Origin of the sequence: Rhizobium centroccidentale (assembly GCF_030182565.1) — a bacterium.
Taxonomy (GTDB): domain Bacteria; phylum Pseudomonadota; class Alphaproteobacteria; order Rhizobiales; family Rhizobiaceae; genus Rhizobium.
In genome coordinates, this window is the sequence record NZ_JAQJCG010000028.1 from 57,527 (window position 1) to 75,801 (window position 18,275).

Sequence of the window (18,275 nt, forward strand, 5' to 3'; positions counted from 1 at the left end):
AGACGGCCGCTTGGCTGATTGCCGCAGCGGCCGACGTTTCTTTTTAAAGGATCGGCGCGCCGCTATAGGAACCAAGGAACGCGTCGAGCTGCTGCGAGGCCGAGGTTGCCGTCGCCTGGGGATCGGCGCCGCCAAGCTGCGTCTGCTGGATCGCATCGGAGATGATCTTGTAGACCTCCGGCGGCACACGCGGTTCGGCCCGGGCGCCCGGATAGACATCGGAGGCGAATTTGCCGATCATGCCGGTCTTGAAAGCATCTCCGCCGGCCGCAAGCGCGCTTTCGCGCGGTGGCATGTCCGACTTGCCCTTGGTGCACCAGTCGGCGACGCGCTGTACGGAACCTTTGTCCTTGGAAGCCAGCGCCCAGGCGCAGAATTGCGCCGCCGCATCTGGATTCTTGCCCTTGGCATTGGCGACGAAAGCCCAGCCGCCGCCGACGGTCACGTATTTGCCGTTTGGCGGTGTCGGCAGGCGGAAGACGCCATATTTGAAATCCTTCGCATTGCTCTGCAATTGCGAGATGCCCCAGATGCCGACATTCTGGATGGCACAGTAACCCGATGCCAGGTTGGCGACAGTGTCATTCGCGCCGCTGCCCATGACCTGGCGGGGTGCCGCTCCCGAATTGACGGCATCCTGCCAGAACTTCAGAGCCTGCACCGTGGCGGGAGAATCGAACGCGCTCTTGCCGTCCTTGCCCTGAAATTCGCCGCCGCCCTGCCAGAGGAAAGGATACCAGGTGAAATTCTGATAGTAGCCCGGCTGGGTCTCGAACAACACGCCGAAGCGTTTCGGCGTCGTCAGCTTCTTGGCGAGCTCAAGCAGCTCGTCCCAGGTCTTCGGAACGTCGTTCTCGTTCAGCTTCGCCTCTTCGAAAGCCTTGACCGAGTAGTACATTGCCATCGGCTCGACTTCCATCGGAATGCCGTAGATCTTGCCATCGACCATGCGGTTGGCGATCACACTCTCCGGAAAATCCTCCTTGGCATCGATATGGGGCGTGAGGTCCTGCAGGACGCCGCCATTGTAATAACGCAGGAAATCGCCCGGCGAGATCAGGAAGATGTCCGGCCCTTCGCCGGAGGCAAAAGCGGTCGCGAGCTTCGGTCCGTTGATATATTCCGCGTTCGGTACATATTCGAGTTCGACCTTTTGCGGATGACTGTCGTTCCAGGCCGCGACCGCTTTTTCGAACCAGTCGACCTGGCTCTGGACCGGGCCGCCTGGCGCGTAGAACTGCCAGAACTTCAACGGCGCACTTTGCGCACGGACGGCCATACGCGATATATAGGGAAAACCGCTCAACCCGGCAGCCGCGCCGGCGGCGAGGATCGCGCCGCCCTTGAGCACGCCGCGACGGGTTGCGGGGGTGATGAACTTATCCTTACCAGTCATGACTTCCTCCCATTTTGCGTTACCGCCACCACTCTCCTCCCGGGTGACGGAGCTTCAATTCATGCGGTATCGAAGGCGTGTAGATTGCAGGGGATCACGTCCGAACGCGCAGGTCCGGCATAAGCTCCCGAAAGCCTCTCCAGCAGCATCTCGGTTGCGCGATGGGCCAGCAGCGACGGCGTGTTGCCGACCCTTGTAATCCGCGGCCTGATATATTCGAGCTGCGGCTGATCGCCGAAGACGGCAATGCCGATATCCTTCGGAACATTGATGCCGCGGTCGAAGAAGGCGGCAAGCGCTCCCGCGGCCATCAGGTAGTTTCCAAAGAAGATCACCGAGGGCAGGTTGTCGCCATAGTTCGCCAGGAGCCAATCGACCGCCTCTTCCCCTGACGGACCAAGATAGCTTCCTTCCCGCCGCAGTTCGGCAATCGGCTCGACGCCGTTGTCACGCAGGCCCTGCTCGAATCCAGTGGCGCGCGCCATGGCTTCGGCGAAGAAGGAAGGGCCGGTCAGATGCGCGATCCGGCGATGGCCCTTCTGGGCCAGATAGGTTCCCATCTGATGGCCGCCACCAAAATCGTCGATCTTGACGCTGTCGACCGCCTTGTTCGGCAGGTCGCCGATAAACACTGTGGGAAGATCGATTTCGAGCAGCGCGTCATGCATGCCGTGGAGCGCGAAATCGCCGACGATGAGGCCATCGATACGCCGGCTGCGGATCTGGCGGAGGTAGTGCTTGCCATGCTCCTGTGAATGACCGCCGGGAACATCGGTATTGAAGATCAGGAGATCGATCCCCATCGCCTCGAGATCGGACTGCGCCGCCTGCACCATTTCCGGATAGAAGGGGTTTCGGATATCCGGGATCAGCATGGCAACGAGATTGGTACGGCCGGTCCTGAGGCTTTGAGCGAGCGGGTTCGGCACATAACCAAGCTCCGTGATCGCTTCCTGAACGCGCTTGCGCAAGTCCGCCGAAACGCGATCGGCATGATTGAGCACATGCGACACAGTGGTCGGCGACACTCCGGCACGCTTGGCAACTTTGGCGATTGTGGTCATTTGCGCAGGCTACGGCATTGTAAATCGATTTGCAAATGCTTTTGCAAATCGATTTACAACATATGTTTCCGACAGTGTCAGCACATAATTCCTGTGCTCAGGCACCACCCACCCTTGCCGTATCGACCCTCTGAACCAAATAGAGATTGCCGCTCGTCCTTCGGATGTAGGCGGCGAAAGTCACCACCCGATCGCACCAGGCAATGAACCAGTCTGCCATCAGCAAAGCGAACAAGGCGCTCTATACACGGATCATCGCCGGTATCGGCGGGCTTCTGGCGGGCGCACTGTCTCTCGGGCTGTCGATCTACGAAACCCGCACGGGAACAGAGGTGGCGCAGGTGCCACCCGGCAAACCCGTCGACGCGGGTCAATGGATGGTTATTCTCAATTCCGGCAGCGTCGCTACCGAAACGCCGGATGGCCGACGCCTTCCCGATGGCAAGAAAGCGCTGACACTCGATCTGACCCTTGAGAACATGACAGCGGAAAGCTCGAACTTGTATCGGGATACGCTGAAGCTCGAAAATCTTGCGAATCCACCGGCTCCGCAATTCTATCTTGTTCGGGACAATGATTTGCTTTGGGACCTCCAGCCGATGATGCCGGAAAAGGTCAAGGTCGTCTGGCAATTGCCTGCGACACAAACGCTCCCGAAAGTCCTGAACGTCGCGATCGTCGGAACCACTTATAAGCCGAAGGACAATCTCTACGCGGCACCGGGCTGGTTCAACCCGAACGACGTGGCGCGCGTCGGCTTGCCGCTTTCGGTGGGACAAGGAGCAAATCCTTGATACGCCTTTTGCTTTCCGTGTTGCTCGTCGGCGTGACCGCCCTACTCTTGGCTTTCCTGCAATCAACGACACCGAGCTATGCCATCCTGACCGGCCCCATAGAAACATCGGGACTGCAGAAGGACACCGTGTCGAGCAAGACGTTCAGCGTCAAGGTCGCCAAGCTTCTGCGCGCGAAGACGATCGCGTTTACATCTTATGGCAAGCCAGTCGAGCGGCAGACCGAAGGGGTCTGGCTGATCGTCAGTGTCGAACTGCAGTCGAAATATGATACCATGACCATCCAGGCCGCAGCGATTGAAGGAGCTTCGGGCCGCTCCTACCGGCAGACTCATCGTGCCGATGGTGCTCCTCGCCTTCTGCCATCTAAGGATTTGCAGCCGGGGCTGCCGACGACGGGCATCTTCATCTTCGAGCTGCCGGAAGATGAAACGAGCAATATGACACTGGTGCTTTCCAGGCAGCCGTCCCCTCAGCTGGATTCGGAAATTCGCGTCAAGCTCGACGGCGGAAGCGTCGAAACGCGCGACCGCGTGGAGATCGGCAATAATGGCGTCTAGACGGGAGAGACGGCTGTGGTTGGCATCCCTGCTAAGCCTGCCCTTCTTGCTGGCGGGCAATTACACCATTAACGCCTGGCGCAATGCCGAGGATTACATCAAGCGAAACGAGCTGCGCATAAGCGGCAATGTCAGCGGACAGACCTATGCCAAGGCCTCCTGGACGCTCAATCCGGCAAGGGTGATCGGCGATGGGCGTGACGGGAAAATTACCTTCCCCGGCCAGATGCGCCTGGTGGTCGTAAGGCTGGCTGCGAAAGCCGAAGACGATATCGGGCAGTCCTGGGCTCAATGCAGCCTGACCCTGACCGATCCGAAGGGGCGTCGCTGGCAGCCCCTCAATTTCATTCTTTCCAAGGATCTCAGCCGCGACCTCGATCCACAGGCGACCCCGATCGAGGGCTGCGATACCGTATCGCGCGAACCGCTCGCCAAGGGCGCAAACACGCTCATGGAGGAAAAATTCGTCGTGCCGGCCGACGCAATCCCCTCTTTATCGGCGCAGCTGAGCTTCGCCTCAACGAGACCGGACGCCATATCCTTCCCGCTGCGGCTGAACTGAGGCAACTCGGTAAAAGCTAAGCCGCTTCAGGCATCAGCTTCCGCCGCGGCGCCATTCCCGCCCCTGCGCGAAGCCGATTTCCAGAGCTGCGGCAAGCAGGCAAATCTTGATCGGCATGATGAGAACGCCGTCGCCCGGCGCACTGGGACTGCCGAAGACGAGCGAAATGGCCTGCGCAATCACCTGCCACAAGGGCAGATCGTGCGGACCGATGAGCCTTGAGATGCCATACCAGGCCCAAGCCGAGCCCCAATCCAGCAGCCGGTACAGCAGAATGACCGATAGCATCAGCTCGAGACCGGAACCAAGGGTCAGGCCAACGCCCTCGGCCAATGCGCGATAGCGTTTTGCCGTGCCTGCGATGAAATGCGAAATGAAATCACGGATCACCTTTGGCAGCGACTGCCAGCGCGAAATCGCGCGCGCCAACCGGCCTTCCATCAGCGGGCGCTCGCCATTGATGTCGTAGCCATAGACCAAGGCGGCAAGGGTCAGCCAGACGACGGGATAAAGAGCATAGAAGAAGAGACCGAGTATTTGCCTGGAAAAGGAAAACGAGGCGTCCTCCGCCGTCGGCGGAAAGATGGTGGCCGCTGCGGCATCGCCGACCGGGTTCAGAAAGCCGAAAAAATGCCCGATCGTTTCGGGAAGCTTGGCGACCCAGGAACGGATGTCGCCTTCCCAGGTCGAAATGACAAAGAGACCGATGAAGGCCCAATTCGCCTCGCACACAACGATGATAACAGCCCAGATCGGCGCTTTCGAACGCGCATGCATGAATTTGGCGAAGCGCCTGACTGCCCAGGCGACGGCAACCGACACGAGGAGCCAGGCACTGCTGCCGAATTTCAGAGGATTGTAACTTTCTCCGAACAGCATCAGGTCGAGCGATAGCCTGGAATACTCCCTCACCGTATCGCCGAGAAAGCCCCAGGCGGCGTAGTAGGCGAAGAATGGCACGAGCGTCAGCGCGAGTATCGACGTGAAGCCAGGCGCCGCGGCGCCATCGCCGGTATCGGTTTCCGGCCGGGCAGCCGCAACGCGCGAAGCGGCGTCAAGCGACGGTAGCCCAGGTCGCACGGTCTCGAACAGCGCGACGATGATGACAAGCTTCAGGAGTACGACAAGGGCCAGAGTAGAAAGCCCGGCCAGTGCATTCAGCCGGCCGATCATGACGGCAAGTTCGTTGAGAAGTGAATTTCCAATCAATCCGAGCAGCCACAGCGCCATCAGCTGCGGCCAGAAACGCCACAGCAGTTGCAGAGTGAGCGATGGCAGCCGGAACAGAAGCCGGAGCGGCGGGCGGGTATCCTGGGAGAGAACCGTCATGGCGCATATAGTAGCAATCGAACCGCCAGTCGCCAAGACGCCGCTCAACCTACCAAGCGAACGGATCGCCTGCGGCTGCCCGCGGGATCCATCAAACCTTTCGCACCTTGCGCCCGGTTCTGATGCCCGCGGGTGCGGCAACCGACGCACGTTTGACAAGCGAGCATTCGAGCTTGGTGATCTGGTAGCGGCGCTCTCGCGGCAAGACGGTCGTTTCGAGATGCTCGATCGCCCATTGGCCCATTGCCATGTGAGGCAGGACCGAGGTCGTCAAAGGCGGCACGAGATGACGGCAGATGTCCTCGTCGTCGTAGCCCATGACCGACATGTCCTCCGGAATGTGGAGGCCAGCCTCCTTCAACGCTTCGTAGCAGCCAATGGCGGTACGGTCGTTCTGGCAGAAGATCGCCGTCGGGCGCTCCGGCAGCGAAAGCAGTTTCATGGTGCCGGCATAGCCGGCGCTCGCCGACCAGTCACCCTCGATGACAAGCTCCGGGTCGAATGGAATGTCGGCTGTCGCCAAAGCGCGACGATAGCCGGTCAACCGATCCTGGGCGGCCTGCATCCAAGGTTCGCCCGTGATCGTCGCAATGCGATGGTGACCATGCGAGATCAAATGCCGCGTCGCGGTCTGCCCACCGGCTATTTCGCTCGGAACAACGGCCGGAAAGGCATAGTCGGACGTATAGCAATTCAGAAGAATGATCGGGATATTGAGATCGTAGAGATAATCCGGCACCTCCACCTCGCGCGTGAAGATCGTCATGTAGATGAGCGCCGAGATGCCGCTGTTGCTGAGCGCCTTGATCGCTCTCGGCTCCATAATGGGATCGCTCATGGTCTGCGCGACGAGCAGAACGTTTCCGGCGTTCCAGCATGCCTCGCGAGCCCCCTCGATCGCAACGACGGCTTCCGGACTGGTGGCGAGCTGGTCGACGGCAAAGCCGATGACGCCATCGAGCTTCGAGGGAGACAGAAGTGCCGGCGGTATGGCGAGCACCGGCGCGACATAGCCAAGCTGGCGAGCTGCCTCGATGACCCTCTCGCGGGTCTGCTGCGACAGGCGCATGCCGGGCGTATTGTTCAGGACGAAGGATACTGCGCTCTGCGAACATCCGGCCGCCTTGGCAATATCGGTCATCGTGACCCTGCTGCCGGACCGACGGCCACTTCGCTTGGATATCCTGTTGTCGACGGCTGTGCGATCGCCGTTTGCGGCCGATATCTTCTTCATAACTGCGTCTCATCTCCCCTGAAGCGAAATCGGCCTACAATCCCCACGGCCGTTTTCATGCGCTAATATTTATTATCATTAACTGCACGATCTGGGCAACCGGTGCAGGCACGCATAGATTCACCACCCACATCTTCGAACCCAAGATTGCTGGCAATTGAAATAAATAGCCAGATTTTCGAGACTCCCCCACTTCGCACACGCGCAACTGTATTACTAATACTATTTACTAATTGAAATTAGTCGTATACCGTCGCTCGCGTGGTTGGACGTGCCGTATCTCGCTTAGCGAGAAAACCCTAGGAGGGGGTTCAGGGCCGGCCTGCCGCGAGTTGCAACTAGATCTCGCAAGCGGATCTATGGGAGGATGATCATGAAGTACCTAACACGGGGCGCTGCCGCCTTTGCGGCAGGGTTGCTGCTGAGCTATGCGACGGCGACCTACGCCGCCGACAAGCCCACTCTCGCATTTGTGGTCAACGGCGCATCCGACTTCTGGAAGGCGGCCGAAGCCGGCGTCAAGAAGGCTCAGGCCGAACTGCCGGACTTCAATATGGAATTGAAATATCCTGAACAATCATCGGTCGCGATCCAACAGCGACTGATGGAAGATCTCGTGGCGGCCGGCGTCAAGGGCATCATGGTTTCCGCCGTCGATCCCAAGACCTCGACAGAGGGGCTGAACAAGATCGGTTCGGAAACCGCGCTGTTTACCACCGATAGCGACGCACCGGATACGAACCGCGTCGCCTATATCGGCTCATCGAACATCGATGCCGGCAAACAGGCCGCCGAAATCGCCAAGAAAGCCATGCCGAACGGGGGCAAATGCATCGGCTTCGTGGGACTTCTCGGCGCCGACAATGCCAAGGAGCGCATTCAGGGCATGAAGGAAGGCCTGGCGGGCACGAAGATCGAATTGACCGACGTGCGCGGCGACGACATCGACCAGACGAGAGCGAAGAAAAATGTCGAAGATGCGCTCGTTGCAAGCCCTGACGTCACCTGCATGGTGGGCTTCTACTCCTACAACACGCCGCGCATCTATGAAGCACTGCGCGAAGCCGGCAAACTCGGCCAGATCACCGTCGTCGGTTTCGATGACGATCCGATCACGCTCGGCGGCGTCAAGGAAGGAACGATCGCTGCCACAGTCGTGCAGCAGCCCTATCTCTGGGCCTATCAGGGAATGAAGCTGATGGCCGCCTATCTGAAGGGCGACAAATCGGGCATTCCCGCTGGCAAGCTGATCATCATCCCGACGAAAATCATCGGCAAGGACGATGTCGATGCCTATGCGGCCAATCTGAAGGCTATGGCTGGCAATTGAGGCCAGCCAGCAGCGCCGGTTGCGAGGACCGGCGTTGCTCGAATGCAATTGCTCACGTCGCCGCGGCTCTCGAAGCCACATCGCACAGGCATGATATTCGTTATGAACCAGCGTTCGGATACATTGGCATCGACTGAAACCACGATGCCCTTTCTCAGCCTTTCGGGAATCGGCAAGACCTACCCGGGCGTGGTAGCGCTCGATAATTTTTCGATGGATGTCAGCCCCGGCGAGGTGATCGGTCTTGTCGGCGAGAACGGCGCCGGCAAATCGACGCTCATGAAAATCCTTGGTGGCGTCGTCAGGCCGGATCATGGCAGCATTCGGCTCGATGGAGCCGAGCACGGCGCCTTCACCGTCGAAAGCAGCATCGCGTCCGGGATTGCCTTTGTCCATCAAGAGCTCAACCTGTTTGAAAATCTTGACGTTGCGGCCAATATTTTCCTCGGCCGCGAACCGCTGCGCGGCGGTGCCCTGAAACTGGTCGACCGCGCCCGCCTGCGTGAGATGGTCGCTCCTCTTTTGAAGCGCGTCGGCGCCAATTTCTCGCCGGATACGCCGGTAGCATCACTATCGCTCGCTCAGCAGCAGATGGTCGAAATCGCCAAGGCATTGTCCATCAATGCCCGCCTCGTCATTCTCGACGAACCGACCTCAAGCCTGCCGCTTGCTGAAACGGAAAAATTGCTGGCCGTCATATCCTCGCTGAAAGCCGAAGGCATCAGCGTCATCTTCATTTCGCACCGCCTGCATGAGGTTGAGCGTGTCGCCGACCGCGTCATCGTTCTGCGCGACGGCACGCTCGTCGGCACATTGCCGAAAGACGCGATCGACCACGATCGCATGGTGAAGCTGATGATCGGGCGGGCATTGGCCGCGCGCTCCGTGGAAGCGGCACGTCCGCCGGGCGACATCGCGCTGAAGGTCGCAGCCGTTCGTACCGCGGCCTATCCAACGCAGCCCGTCAACCTGGATATCCGTTACGGTGAAATCCTGGGCCTTGCCGGCCTCGTCGGCTCAGGCCGGACGGAGCTTGCCCGCGTCCTGTTCGGGGTCGACCACAGCTATGGCGGCAACATCGCCCTCGGAGGACAGGACCTGAAATTGCGATCCGCCAGAGATGCCGTCGCCAATGGCATTTTTCTCGTGCCTGAGGATCGCAAGCTGAATGGCATCCTGCTCGATATGCCCATCTCGCAGAACATATCATTGCCCAACCTTCCGGCCTTTGCGCGCCGCTCCATGGTGTCGCCTGAGCGAGAAAATGCCACTGCCGAAACGCAGCGCAGGCAGCTCGCCATCAAGACGCCATCAGTCGTAACCCGCACCGGCACGCTTTCGGGCGGCAACCAGCAGAAAGTCGTGCTCGCCAAATGGCTGGCGATGCACCCGAAGGTGCTGATCTTCGACGAGCCTACCCGCGGCATCGATATTGGCGCGAAGAGCGAAATCTACGGCCTGATGCGCAAGCTTGCGGATGCCGGCGTGGCGATCCTGATGATCTCGAGCGACATGGAAGAAGTGATCGGGGTCTCCGACCGGATCGCGGTCATGCATGAAGGCCGGATCTCCGGCATCCTTGATAAGGATCGGTTCAGTCAGGAAAACGTGCTTTTGCTGGCTGTCGGCAAGACGCTACACTAGAGCAGTTCATGGAATCTTGAACCGCCCTATCTCATTGTTTTTACGCAATTTCCAACGAAAGACGCTTGGCGCTTTCCATAGAATTGCTCTAACGGCTGCGGTCACTGGGAATTGATATCGATGAGTAAGAAAGATCTGGGCCTGCTTCTATTGATCATCGTCGTCGGCATTGTCGTGACGATCATCAATCCGCGCTTCCTTCTGCCGATCAACCTCGCCAATACGTCGAACCTCATCGGCCTTTTCGGGATATTGTCGATCGGCCAGGCTTTCGTCATTATCACCGGCGGCATCGAACTGTCGGTAGGCTCGCTGGTTGCCCTGCTCGGCGTCCTGTTCATCGATTTTATCGCCGTCCAGAACATGCCCTGGGCGATTGCCCTGCCCTTGATCCTGATCCTTGGCGGCGTCTTGGGCGCGATCCATGGCTGGCTGATTACTCGGCTCAACCTCCAGCCCTTCGTCGTGACACTCTGCGGCCTCCTGATCTATCGTGGTGCTGCGCGCTTCTACACGGCAGACGGGACGGCCGGCTTCGCCTTCGGCCAGAACTTTCCGACCCTCGAATTCCTGACTGCCGGCCGCTTCTATGGGGTGCCGAATACCTTCATCGCGCTCGTGATCATTGCCGCCGTCATGTGGATCGTTCTGCATCGCTCCGTCTATGGCCGCTATCTCTACGCCATCGGCAAGAATGAGGAGGCGGCAAAATATTCCGGCATCCGCACCACGAAGATGGTAACGGTCGCCTACATCATCTGCGGCGTGCTGACGGCGCTTTCGGCGATCTATTTTGCCATGTACACCCGCTCCATCTCGCCGGCGAGCCACGGGCAGTTCTATGAGCTCTACGCGATCGCGGCGGCGGTTCTTGGCGGCTTTTCGCTGCGCGGTGGTGAAGGATCGCTGATCGGCGTGGTGCTGGGCACGATCCTGCTGCAGGAATTGCAGAACCTCGTCAACCTTTTGGGTATCCCTTCCTCGCTCAACTTCGCCGTCATGGGCGGCGTCATCCTGATAGGCGTCTTGATCGACCAGCAATGGAGCGCTATCCGGGCGCAACGGCGCCTCGTTTCTGCCGCACGCCAGGCGGAGACCCGCCAGCCCGCCGAACAACCGCAGTCATGACGGGATCGACCCGAGAGGTGTCATGTACGATCGGTAACACGATGCCATGCCCATGGATTTCAGGAGGGCATCGACCTGTTGCAGACGGGGCATCCGTCAGCATGCATGATGATCCCATGCGTTTCGCAGCGGCTGAGGGCGCTCTCGGAAAAGGTCGAATGGATTGCCCTGATATCGTGTGATCCAAATACCGACACGAGCATTCGCAAACGCATCAGGCACGGCATAAGCCAGTCTTCTTTCGGCTCATAGCCCAGCTTCTCCCAACCGATTTTCGATTCTGCGGCGGTAATCGACCGAATTAGAAAATTCCGATCCTCGGCAAATGTTGCAACATGCCAGGGCATTTCGGCGATGTCGAAGCCCACCGCTCCAAGTCCCAAGACCGCCTGATCTCGCGATGCGATCCATGATGCAAACGCTTGCTCTGACCTCGTTTGCGCCAACGCCGACGCAGCAATGGCGAGAACTTCCATGAAGACGTCGGTCAATCCGTTCTGCATTTGAATCGCGGGCAGCTCCGGATGAGCCTCGCATGTTATTCGGTTCGCCATGGCTTTGAGATGGCTCCATTCACTGCTGCGTCACCGGCGGAATAGGCCTTATCTGCTCAGGTCATCCACTTGCGGTGCTCTATGAAACGCTCCGCCAAAAGGTCGATGAACAATCGCACTTTCGTCGGCAGATGGCTACGGTTCGGATAGATCGCGCTGATCGTGAATTCCACGGCCCGATAGTCGGGCATGACACGCACGAGACGGCCGGCGGCGACCTCTTCGAAGACGATGAAACTCGGCGCGAGAAAGATGCCTTGCCCGCTTGCCAGGAGAAAGCGCAGCGTCTCCGCGCTGTTGGAGACGACATTGCCGGAAATCTTGACCCCCACCTGCTTGCCATCGGCATCCTCGAAACGCCATTCGTCGCCATAGGGGTAATAGGTATATTGCAGGCAATTATGCTCCGCGAGATCGGCCGGAACCCTCGGCATCGGATGTGTGTCACGATATTCGGGCGAGCAGACAAGCATGTGCCGCCAGGGCGCGAGCTTGCGCGCGACGAGCGTCGAATCGGACGCGGGTAGGGTTCGTATCATCAGATCGTAACCCTCCTCGACCATGTCGATCGACCGTTCTCCGACGTTGAAATCGAGCGAGATCGCAGGATATTGCGTCATGAATTCGTTGACGACCGGGAGCAGGAAACGGACGATGGCGCCGCTGGTATAGAGCTTCAGCGTGCCTCGCGGCGTGGTGCTAAGCGCGCCGGCGGCCCGATCGGCCTCTTCGAGATCGGCCAGGATCTGCAAGGAACGCTCATAATAATATTTGCCGGTTTCCGTCAAACTGATCCGGCGCGTCGTCCGGTTCAGGAGCCGCGCGCCGAGGCGGTCTTCCAACGATTGTACGTGATTGCCCACCATGGTGACGGACATGTTGAGGCGGCGGGCGGCGGCGGAAAAGCCGCCACATTCCACCACCCGGCCAAAGACTGTGAGGCTGGTCAACCGATCCATATTGTCCTCGGATTATCCACTGTGACTTGATGATCCTTCCCGATTTGAGGAGATTATCAGAAGGACGGTTCGGACGCATCTTCATCGCATCAAAATGGCCCCGGGCAAAGGGGTGGCGCATTGAAGGAAACGGACAATGGTGGAACTCCCCCGCAACGAAGCGTTCAAGAACGCGAGCCAAGCCGATGCTGCTCCGGCGAACGAGGTCGCCAGGTCTCCGGCAACCGAAGCCCCGCAGAGCGTGACCGTCGAAGCGCCTGTCGCTTCGGCCACGCCCAAGGCTGGCAGAAAGCTCATCAAGCGCGGCGTGCTGATCGCCGCGCTGCTGGCTGGCGTCGCGATCGCGGCGGATTTCGGTTACCGCTACTGGACGGTAGGCCGCTTCATCGAATCCACCGACGATGCCTATGTAAAGGCCGATTACACCACGATTGCCCCAAAGGTCGCCGGCTACATCAAGGATGTGCTTGTCAACGACAATGACAAGGTCAAGGCCGGCCAGGTGCTCGCCCGCATAGACGACCGTGATTTCCAAGCCGCACTTTCCCAGGCGAAGGCGGACCTCAAGGCCGCTGACGCGGCAATTTCCAACATCGATGCGCAGATCCAGCTGCAGCAATCGCTGATCGGGCAGGCCAAGGCAACGGTCGACGCAACGCAAGCCTCTCTGGATTATGCGATATCGGATGCTGCGCGTTCGGCCCGTCTGATCACCAACGGCGTCGGCACACAGTCGCGCGCCGAAGAGACGGAATCGGCCAGAAAGCAGGCCGCCGCCGCCGTCGAGCGCGACCAAGCCGCGCTCGTCGCCGCTCAGAACAAGGTGCCGGTGCTGCAGACCCAGCGAGACCAGGCAGCCGCCCAGCGCGATCGGGCCGCCGCGGCCGTTCAGCAGGCCGAGCTCAATCTTTCCTATACCAACATTGTCGCCGCCGTCGACGGCACGGTCGGCGCCCGCTCGATTCGCGTCGGGCAGTATGTGACATCGGGCACGCAGCTGATGGCGGTGGTGCCGCTGCACTCGGTCTATGTCGTCGCGAACTTCAAGGAGACGCAGCTCACCTATGTACGTCCCGGACAGTCGGTCGAAATCAAGGTCGACAGCTTCCCGGACGTCACCATCAAGGGCCATGTCGACAGCCTCTCGCCGGCAAGCGGGCTCGAATTCTCGCTGCTGCCGCCGGACAATGCGACAGGCAATTTCACCAAGATCGTCCAGCGCATACCGGTGAAGATCGTCATCGATGACGATAATCTGGCCGGGCTGCTACGCTCCGGCATGTCGGTGGAGCCGGAAATCGACACCAAGGCGGCTCAGACATCGACAGCCGACACACAGGGATTATCCAGCCACGCTGGATGATCCTTCCCGATCTTCATCGATTATCACCTCAGCATCGTGATGAGATTATTCCGGCATGAGCCGGAAGGAGACGCGTCGTGGCCACTCTTCAGATCGCCGCAAACAACAATTCAGCCTTATCCCAGGGCACTCCCACCGCTCCGGTTGCCCGGCCGGCCATGAGCCCGCTGCGCATGTGGACCGCCGTGGTTGGTTCGACACTTGGCGCCTTCATGGCCGTTCTCAACATCCAGATCGTCAATGCCTCGCTTGCCGACATCCAGGGCGCAATCGGCGCGGGAACGGACGATGGCGGCTGGATCTCGACCTCCTACCTGATCGCCGAGATTGTCGTCATTCCCCTTAGCGCCTGGCTTGCCCGCGTCTTTTCGGTGCGCATCTATCTGCTGACCAACGCGATCCTTTTCCTCCTTTTCTCGGTCGCCTGCGCCTTTGCTGCCAATCTGCAGCAGATGATCATTCTGCGCGCCATACAGGGCTTTTCCGGCGGCGTGCTGATCCCCATGGCCTTCACGATCATCATCACGCTACTGCCGAAGCCCAAGCAGCCAATGGGTCTTGCCCTCTTTGCTCTTTCCGCCACCTTCGCGCCGGCGATCGGCCCGACCATCGGCGGCTACCTCACGGAAAACTGGGGCTGGGAATACATATTCTATGTCAATCTCGTACCCGGCATACTGATGGTCGGCATGCTCTGGGCCTCGCTTGACCGGGCACCGATGAACCTTTCGCTGCTCGCCAAGGGCGACTGGCCCGGCATCATCACCATGGCGGTTGGCCTTGCGGCATTGCAGACCGTGCTTGAAGAAGGCAATAAGGACGACTGGTTCGGCTCGCCGTTCATCGTCCGCCTCTCCGTCATCGCCGCGGTCTCTTTGACGCTCTTTCTCGTTATCGAACTCCGCGCCGCTCATCCGCTCCTCAATCTGCGTCTGCTGGCACGCCGCAATTTCGGCTTCGGCATCGTCGCCAATTTCCTGATGGGCGTCGCCCTCTATGGTTCGGTCTTCATCCTGCCGATCTATCTGACGCGCATCCAGGGCTATAATTCCGAGCAGATCGGCATGGTGCTTGCCTGGACCGGCATTCCGCAGCTCATCCTGATCCCGCTGGTGCCGCGGCTGATGAAGCGTGTCGACGCCCGGCTGCTGATCATTGTCGGCTTCGCGCTCTTTGCCGCTTCGAACTTCATGAATATCTACATGACGAGCAACTATGCCAGCGACCAGCTCTTCTGGCCGAATATCGTGCGTGCCGTCGGCCAGGCACTCGCCTTCACGCCGCTGACCGCAATTGCGACCGCCGGCATCGAGCAGGAAAATGCCGGCTCCGCTTCGGCGCTCTTCAACATGATGCGCAATCTCGGTGGCGCGGTCGGCATTGCTGCGCTGCAGACCTTTCTCACCAAGCGCGAGCAGTTCCATTCCAACATCCTCACGAATTCGGTCTCCGTATTCGAAGAGGCGACCCGTGCCCGCGTTGCCAATCTGACGAATTACTTCATGAACCATGGTGTCAGCGACCAGGCGCTTGCCACGCACAAGGCGATCGTCGCCATCGCCGCCAGCCTTCGCAAGCAGGCCAACATCATGGCTTTCAGCGACACTTTCTTCCTGCTGGGCGTCGCGCTGGTCATCGCCCTCGTCGCGAGCCTGCTTCTGAAGAAACCCGGCCACCTTTCCGGCGGTGCGGCACACTGAGGGCCGCATCTCAAAGAGGAGGAGATAGCCATGACCCTGCTGCACGACATGCCCAAGACCGCGGTCATCAATTCCAGAGCGGGCAATAGTGGCGTCAACACCGCGGCTACCCTCAGCCTGATCGAATGGCTGACGGGCGATGAATGCCACGCTCTCGACGAGGCCGGCCTCGTCGCCGGGCTCGGCCGCCGCCTGCGGGCCCTCGACCTTCCCATCGATCGATTGACGCTGCACCTGACGACCCTGCATCCCGAATTCATCGGCCGCACCTTCGCCTGGGCGCCCGGCGAGCCGGTCGAGATCCATGATCGCGAACATGGTTCGCGTCTCGCGCTTGCCAATACGCCGCTCATGAAGGCACAGGAGATGCGCGAACCGCTCGTCGTCGGTCCAGGCGAGAGTCCGCACGGGCGCTGGCAACATATCGACATATTTTCCGGCCGGGGGCTGGTGCAACTGATCGTGGCGCCGCTTTGCAACGCCGACGGACCGATCAGCTGCGCCGTCTTCGCCACGCGGCGGCCAGGCGGCTTCACACCCGGCGAGCATGACCTGATCGAACGCATTCTGCCAGCATTGCGCAACACGTGTGAACTTCGCGTCCTCAGACAATGCGAACTTAGCCTTCTCGACACCTATATCGGCCCGATGACGGCGAGCCGCATCCTTGCCGGACACATCCGCCGCGGGGAAATCGAATCGATGGAGGCTGCACTTCTGCTGTGCGACCTGCGCGGTTTCACCGAGCTTTCCAATCGGCTGCCTGGCGGCACGGTGCTCGGGCTCTTGAACGCTTATTTTGACAAGGTGATACCGGCGATCACCCACGAAGGCGGAGAAGTGCTGAAATTCATGGGCGATGCGGTTCTGGCATTCTTTCCGGGCGCCGATGCGACCGGAGCCTGCGATGCCGCGCTGACCGCGGCAAAGACAATCCTCGATGAAATAAGCAGCTTCGAATATGAAGGCATCCGCGTCAAGGTCGGTATCGCGCTGCACTATGGCGAGGTGAGCTACGGCAATGTCGGCTCCGGCAACCGCCTGGACTTCACCTTGATTGGCCCTGACGTCAATATCGTCAGCCGTATCCAGAGCGTCTGCAGCGAGAGCGGCGAAGCGCTCCTGATATCAAGCCCCTTCCAGCAAAAGGCTGATATCACCGATGCCATCTCGATCGGGCGGCAGCCGCTGAAGGGCTTCGCCAATGCGATGGAGCTTTTTGCGATCGCATGCTGACGCTGCCGATGAAACAAGAGAGGTGGGCCATCCATGCATTCGGTCGATCCGTCGATTGCGCGGATGGGCTTTCCTGTCCGGATTTCCCGCCAAGCATGTGTTGCATTAAATCAACAACCAGTTTTTCCGTTTCCGAATGGTTCCGGTTCGGATTTACAAACAATCTGAATGTATATAGCCCTGTCGTCAGGACCTAATTAGCTTGCGATCTGGTGGGGTGTTGTTTCAGTCGCCAGCTAACGAGGCTCCATCGGGGTGGGGATAGTACCGGCAGTCTATTGCAGATGCAGTGTCTGGTTTAGCTTCCTTTTGCAAGGGAGCCCTTCCAGGATAGCCTATTATGCTCGCTCCTTGGATTACGTAGAATAATTACGACAAGGAGTTTACAATGAACATCAAGAGCCTTCTTCTCGGCTCCGCTGCTGCGCTGGCAGCAGTATCCGGTGCTCATGCAGCAGACGCGATCGTCGCTGCTGAGCCGGAGCCGCTGGAATACGTTCGCATCTGCGACGCATATGGTGCAGGCTACTTCTTCATTCCCGGTACCGAAACCTGCCTTAAAGTCGGCGGCATGGTCCGTACCGAAGGCAAGTGGTACGATGCGTACAATGCCAACAGCCACAACGGCACGCTCTGGCACACCCGCGCTCAGCTGAGCCTCGACACCGCGACCGACACCGAATACGGCCCGCTGAAGACCAACACGGTCATCCGTTGGGATTGGCAGGAAGGCAACTCCACTTCCTCCAAGCTGCTGTTCGCCAACATCAGCCTCGGCGGCTTCCTCGTCGGTAAGGCTGACTCGCAGTATAACTACTACATCGGTTATGCCGGCGACGTCATCAACGACGACGTGATCTATGACGGCCCGTATGAACTCAACCAGTTGACCTACAGCTACGATGCCGGCAACGGCTTCACGGCTGTCGTCTCGCTCGAAGACAGCAACTCCAGCGGCTCGGGCGCTGGTTATGGCGCGAGCTGGGCAAGCGACGACAAGGCGAACCACTACGCTCCTGACGTCGTTGCCGGTGCTGGCTTCAAGTCTGGCGCATGGGGCTTCAAGGTCGTCGGCGGTTACGACTCCATCAAGTCGGAAGGCGCCATCAAGGCTCGTGTCGATGCCGACTTCGGCGTCTTCTCGGCTTTCTTGATGGGCGGCTGGAACACCGATGGCGATAACCTGAACAAGTATGCCGGCACCAACCTGGCTCGTTCTTCTTGCCCGGCTAACGATGCATCGAAGTGCGGCTGGGGTGACTGGGCTGTCTGGGGCGGCGTTGGCGTTCCGATCAACGAAAAGCTGAAGTGGAACCTCCAGCTCGCCTAGGATCAGTGGGCTGGTATCCTGCGCTTCCAGCGTAGCTTCTGATAGTGCTTACCTGGTCTCCTGGGGCCAGGTACGGGAAGCCTGATGTATCG

General features: G+C 59.6%; 16 protein-coding genes. 10 read left to right on the forward strand and 6 right to left on the reverse strand.

Annotation, left to right across the window (positions count from 1 at the left end; all coding sequences use genetic code 11):
• Nucleotides 1-43 precede the first annotated feature (43 nt).
• Nucleotides 44-1,396, reverse strand: a complete 1,353-nt coding sequence (locus tag PH562_RS27225) for an ABC transporter substrate-binding protein (protein WP_285176818.1) — start codon at nt 1,394-1,396, stop codon at nt 44-46.
• A gap of 59 nt (nt 1,397-1,455) precedes the next feature.
• On the reverse strand, nt 1,456-2,460 hold the full coding sequence (locus PH562_RS27230; protein WP_285176820.1) for a LacI family DNA-binding transcriptional regulator: 1,005 nt from the start codon (nt 2,458-2,460) through the stop codon (nt 1,456-1,458).
• Between the two features lie 203 nt (nt 2,461-2,663).
• Here PH562_RS27230 and PH562_RS27235 point away from each other — a divergent pair, with 203 nt between their 5' ends.
• Genes PH562_RS27235 through PH562_RS27245 form a run of 3 tightly spaced genes read left to right on the forward strand, consistent with a single transcriptional unit; the run spans nt 2,664 to nt 4,376 of the window.
• Complete coding sequence (locus PH562_RS27235; RefSeq protein WP_113232247.1) at nt 2,664-3,254, forward strand: hypothetical protein; 591 nt, start codon at nt 2,664-2,666, stop codon at nt 3,252-3,254.
• Nucleotides 3,251-3,814, forward strand: a complete 564-nt coding sequence (locus PH562_RS27240; RefSeq protein WP_285176821.1) for a DUF4352 domain-containing protein — start codon at nt 3,251-3,253, stop codon at nt 3,812-3,814. Before PH562_RS27235 ends, PH562_RS27240 begins: the two co-directional genes overlap by 4 nt.
• Nucleotides 3,804-4,376: a hypothetical protein gene (locus tag PH562_RS27245; protein WP_285176822.1), complete on the forward strand. Its 573-nt coding sequence runs from the start codon at nt 3,804-3,806 to the stop codon at nt 4,374-4,376. Before PH562_RS27240 ends, PH562_RS27245 begins: the two co-directional genes overlap by 11 nt.
• Before the next feature lie 33 nt (nt 4,377-4,409).
• Here the strand turns inward: PH562_RS27245 and PH562_RS27250 are convergent, their stop codons facing one another.
• Both PH562_RS27250 and PH562_RS27255 read right to left on the reverse strand, forming a co-directional pair.
• Nucleotides 4,410-5,705, reverse strand: a complete 1,296-nt coding sequence (locus PH562_RS27250) for a hypothetical protein (protein ID WP_285176823.1) — start codon at nt 5,703-5,705, stop codon at nt 4,410-4,412.
• A 91-nt stretch (nt 5,706-5,796) separates the two neighbouring features.
• Nucleotides 5,797-6,939 (reverse strand): LacI family DNA-binding transcriptional regulator, encoded by a 1,143-nt coding sequence (locus tag PH562_RS27255; protein WP_285176824.1) that lies wholly within the window; start codon nt 6,937-6,939, stop codon nt 5,797-5,799.
• A 373-nt stretch (nt 6,940-7,312) separates the two neighbouring features.
• On the opposite strand from PH562_RS27255, the gene PH562_RS27260 reads away from it, so the two are divergent.
• The 3 genes from PH562_RS27260 (at nt 7,313) to PH562_RS27270 (ending at nt 11,041) form a co-directional block, all read left to right on the forward strand.
• A complete protein-coding gene (locus tag PH562_RS27260) occupies nt 7,313-8,269 on the forward strand; it encodes a sugar-binding protein (protein ID WP_285176825.1) in 957 nt (318 codons plus the stop codon).
• Nucleotides 8,270-8,371: 102 nt separating this feature from the next.
• The gene (locus PH562_RS27265) at nt 8,372-9,913 is read left to right on the forward strand and encodes a sugar ABC transporter ATP-binding protein (RefSeq protein ID WP_285176826.1); all 1,542 of its coding nucleotides are present in this window, start codon (nt 8,372-8,374) and stop codon (nt 9,911-9,913) included.
• 120 nt (nt 9,914-10,033) lie between these two features.
• Nucleotides 10,034-11,041, forward strand: a complete 1,008-nt coding sequence (locus PH562_RS27270) for an ABC transporter permease (protein ID WP_092716868.1) — start codon at nt 10,034-10,036, stop codon at nt 11,039-11,041.
• A 59-nt stretch (nt 11,042-11,100) separates the two neighbouring features.
• Here PH562_RS27270 and PH562_RS27275 read toward each other — a convergent pair whose 3' ends face one another.
• Together PH562_RS27275 and PH562_RS27280 are read right to left on the reverse strand one after the other, a co-directional pair.
• A complete protein-coding gene (locus PH562_RS27275) occupies nt 11,101-11,532 on the reverse strand; it encodes a hypothetical protein (protein ID WP_285176828.1) in 432 nt (143 codons plus the stop codon).
• 119 nt (nt 11,533-11,651) lie between these two features.
• Nucleotides 11,652-12,554, reverse strand: coding sequence for a LysR family transcriptional regulator (locus tag PH562_RS27280; RefSeq protein WP_285176829.1), 903 nt, complete (start codon nt 12,552-12,554; stop codon nt 11,652-11,654).
• Between the two features lie 136 nt (nt 12,555-12,690).
• Between PH562_RS27280 and PH562_RS27285 the strand changes: the two genes are divergently transcribed.
• The 4 genes from PH562_RS27285 (at nt 12,691) to PH562_RS27300 (ending at nt 18,183) form a co-directional block, all read left to right on the forward strand.
• Nucleotides 12,691-13,917 carry an HlyD family secretion protein gene (locus tag PH562_RS27285; protein WP_285176830.1) on the forward strand — a complete coding sequence of 409 codons (1,227 nt, stop codon included), beginning with the start codon at nt 12,691-12,693 and terminating at the stop codon, nt 13,915-13,917.
• 77 nt (nt 13,918-13,994) lie between these two features.
• Nucleotides 13,995-15,617, forward strand: coding sequence for an MDR family MFS transporter (locus tag PH562_RS27290; RefSeq protein ID WP_113232254.1), 1,623 nt, complete (start codon nt 13,995-13,997; stop codon nt 15,615-15,617).
• A 48-nt stretch (nt 15,618-15,665) separates the two neighbouring features.
• Nucleotides 15,666-16,853 (forward strand): adenylate/guanylate cyclase domain-containing protein, encoded by a 1,188-nt coding sequence (locus PH562_RS27295; RefSeq protein ID WP_440479765.1) that lies wholly within the window; start codon nt 15,666-15,668, stop codon nt 16,851-16,853.
• Nucleotides 16,854-17,241: 388 nt separating this feature from the next.
• Entirely contained in the window at nt 17,242-18,183 is a 942-nt protein-coding gene (locus PH562_RS27300; RefSeq protein ID WP_285176831.1) for a porin, read from the forward strand.
• Nucleotides 18,184-18,275: the final 92 nt, after the last annotated feature.

Excerpts from the sequence above, each read along its gene's own strand:
- PH562_RS27255 (WP_285176824.1), bottom strand. The coding sequence starts at position 6,939 with ATGAAGAAGATATCGGCCGCAAACGGCGATCGCACAGCCGTCGACAAC.
- PH562_RS27230 (WP_285176820.1), bottom strand. The coding sequence starts at position 2,460 with ATGACCACAATCGCCAAAGTTGCCAAGCGTGCCGGAGTGTCGCCGACC.
- PH562_RS27250 (WP_285176823.1), bottom strand. The coding sequence starts at position 5,705 with ATGACGGTTCTCTCCCAGGATACCCGCCCGCCGCTCCGGCTTCTGTTC.
- PH562_RS27285 (WP_285176830.1), top strand. The coding sequence starts at position 12,691 with ATGGTGGAACTCCCCCGCAACGAAGCGTTCAAGAACGCGAGCCAAGCC.
- PH562_RS27260 (WP_285176825.1), top strand. The coding sequence starts at position 7,313 with ATGAAGTACCTAACACGGGGCGCTGCCGCCTTTGCGGCAGGGTTGCTG.
- PH562_RS27235 (WP_113232247.1), top strand. The coding sequence starts at position 2,664 with ATGAACCAGTCTGCCATCAGCAAAGCGAACAAGGCGCTCTATACACGG.
- PH562_RS27295 (WP_440479765.1), top strand. The coding sequence starts at position 15,666 with ATGCCCAAGACCGCGGTCATCAATTCCAGAGCGGGCAATAGTGGCGTC.
- PH562_RS27265 (WP_285176826.1), top strand. The coding sequence starts at position 8,372 with ATGAACCAGCGTTCGGATACATTGGCATCGACTGAAACCACGATGCCC.
- PH562_RS27225 (WP_285176818.1), bottom strand. The coding sequence starts at position 1,396 with ATGACTGGTAAGGATAAGTTCATCACCCCCGCAACCCGTCGCGGCGTG.
- PH562_RS27245 (WP_285176822.1), top strand. The coding sequence starts at position 3,804 with ATGGCGTCTAGACGGGAGAGACGGCTGTGGTTGGCATCCCTGCTAAGC.
- PH562_RS27270 (WP_092716868.1), top strand. The coding sequence starts at position 10,034 with ATGAGTAAGAAAGATCTGGGCCTGCTTCTATTGATCATCGTCGTCGGC.
- PH562_RS27300 (WP_285176831.1), top strand. The coding sequence starts at position 17,242 with ATGAACATCAAGAGCCTTCTTCTCGGCTCCGCTGCTGCGCTGGCAGCA.
- PH562_RS27280 (WP_285176829.1), bottom strand. The coding sequence starts at position 12,554 with ATGGATCGGTTGACCAGCCTCACAGTCTTTGGCCGGGTGGTGGAATGT.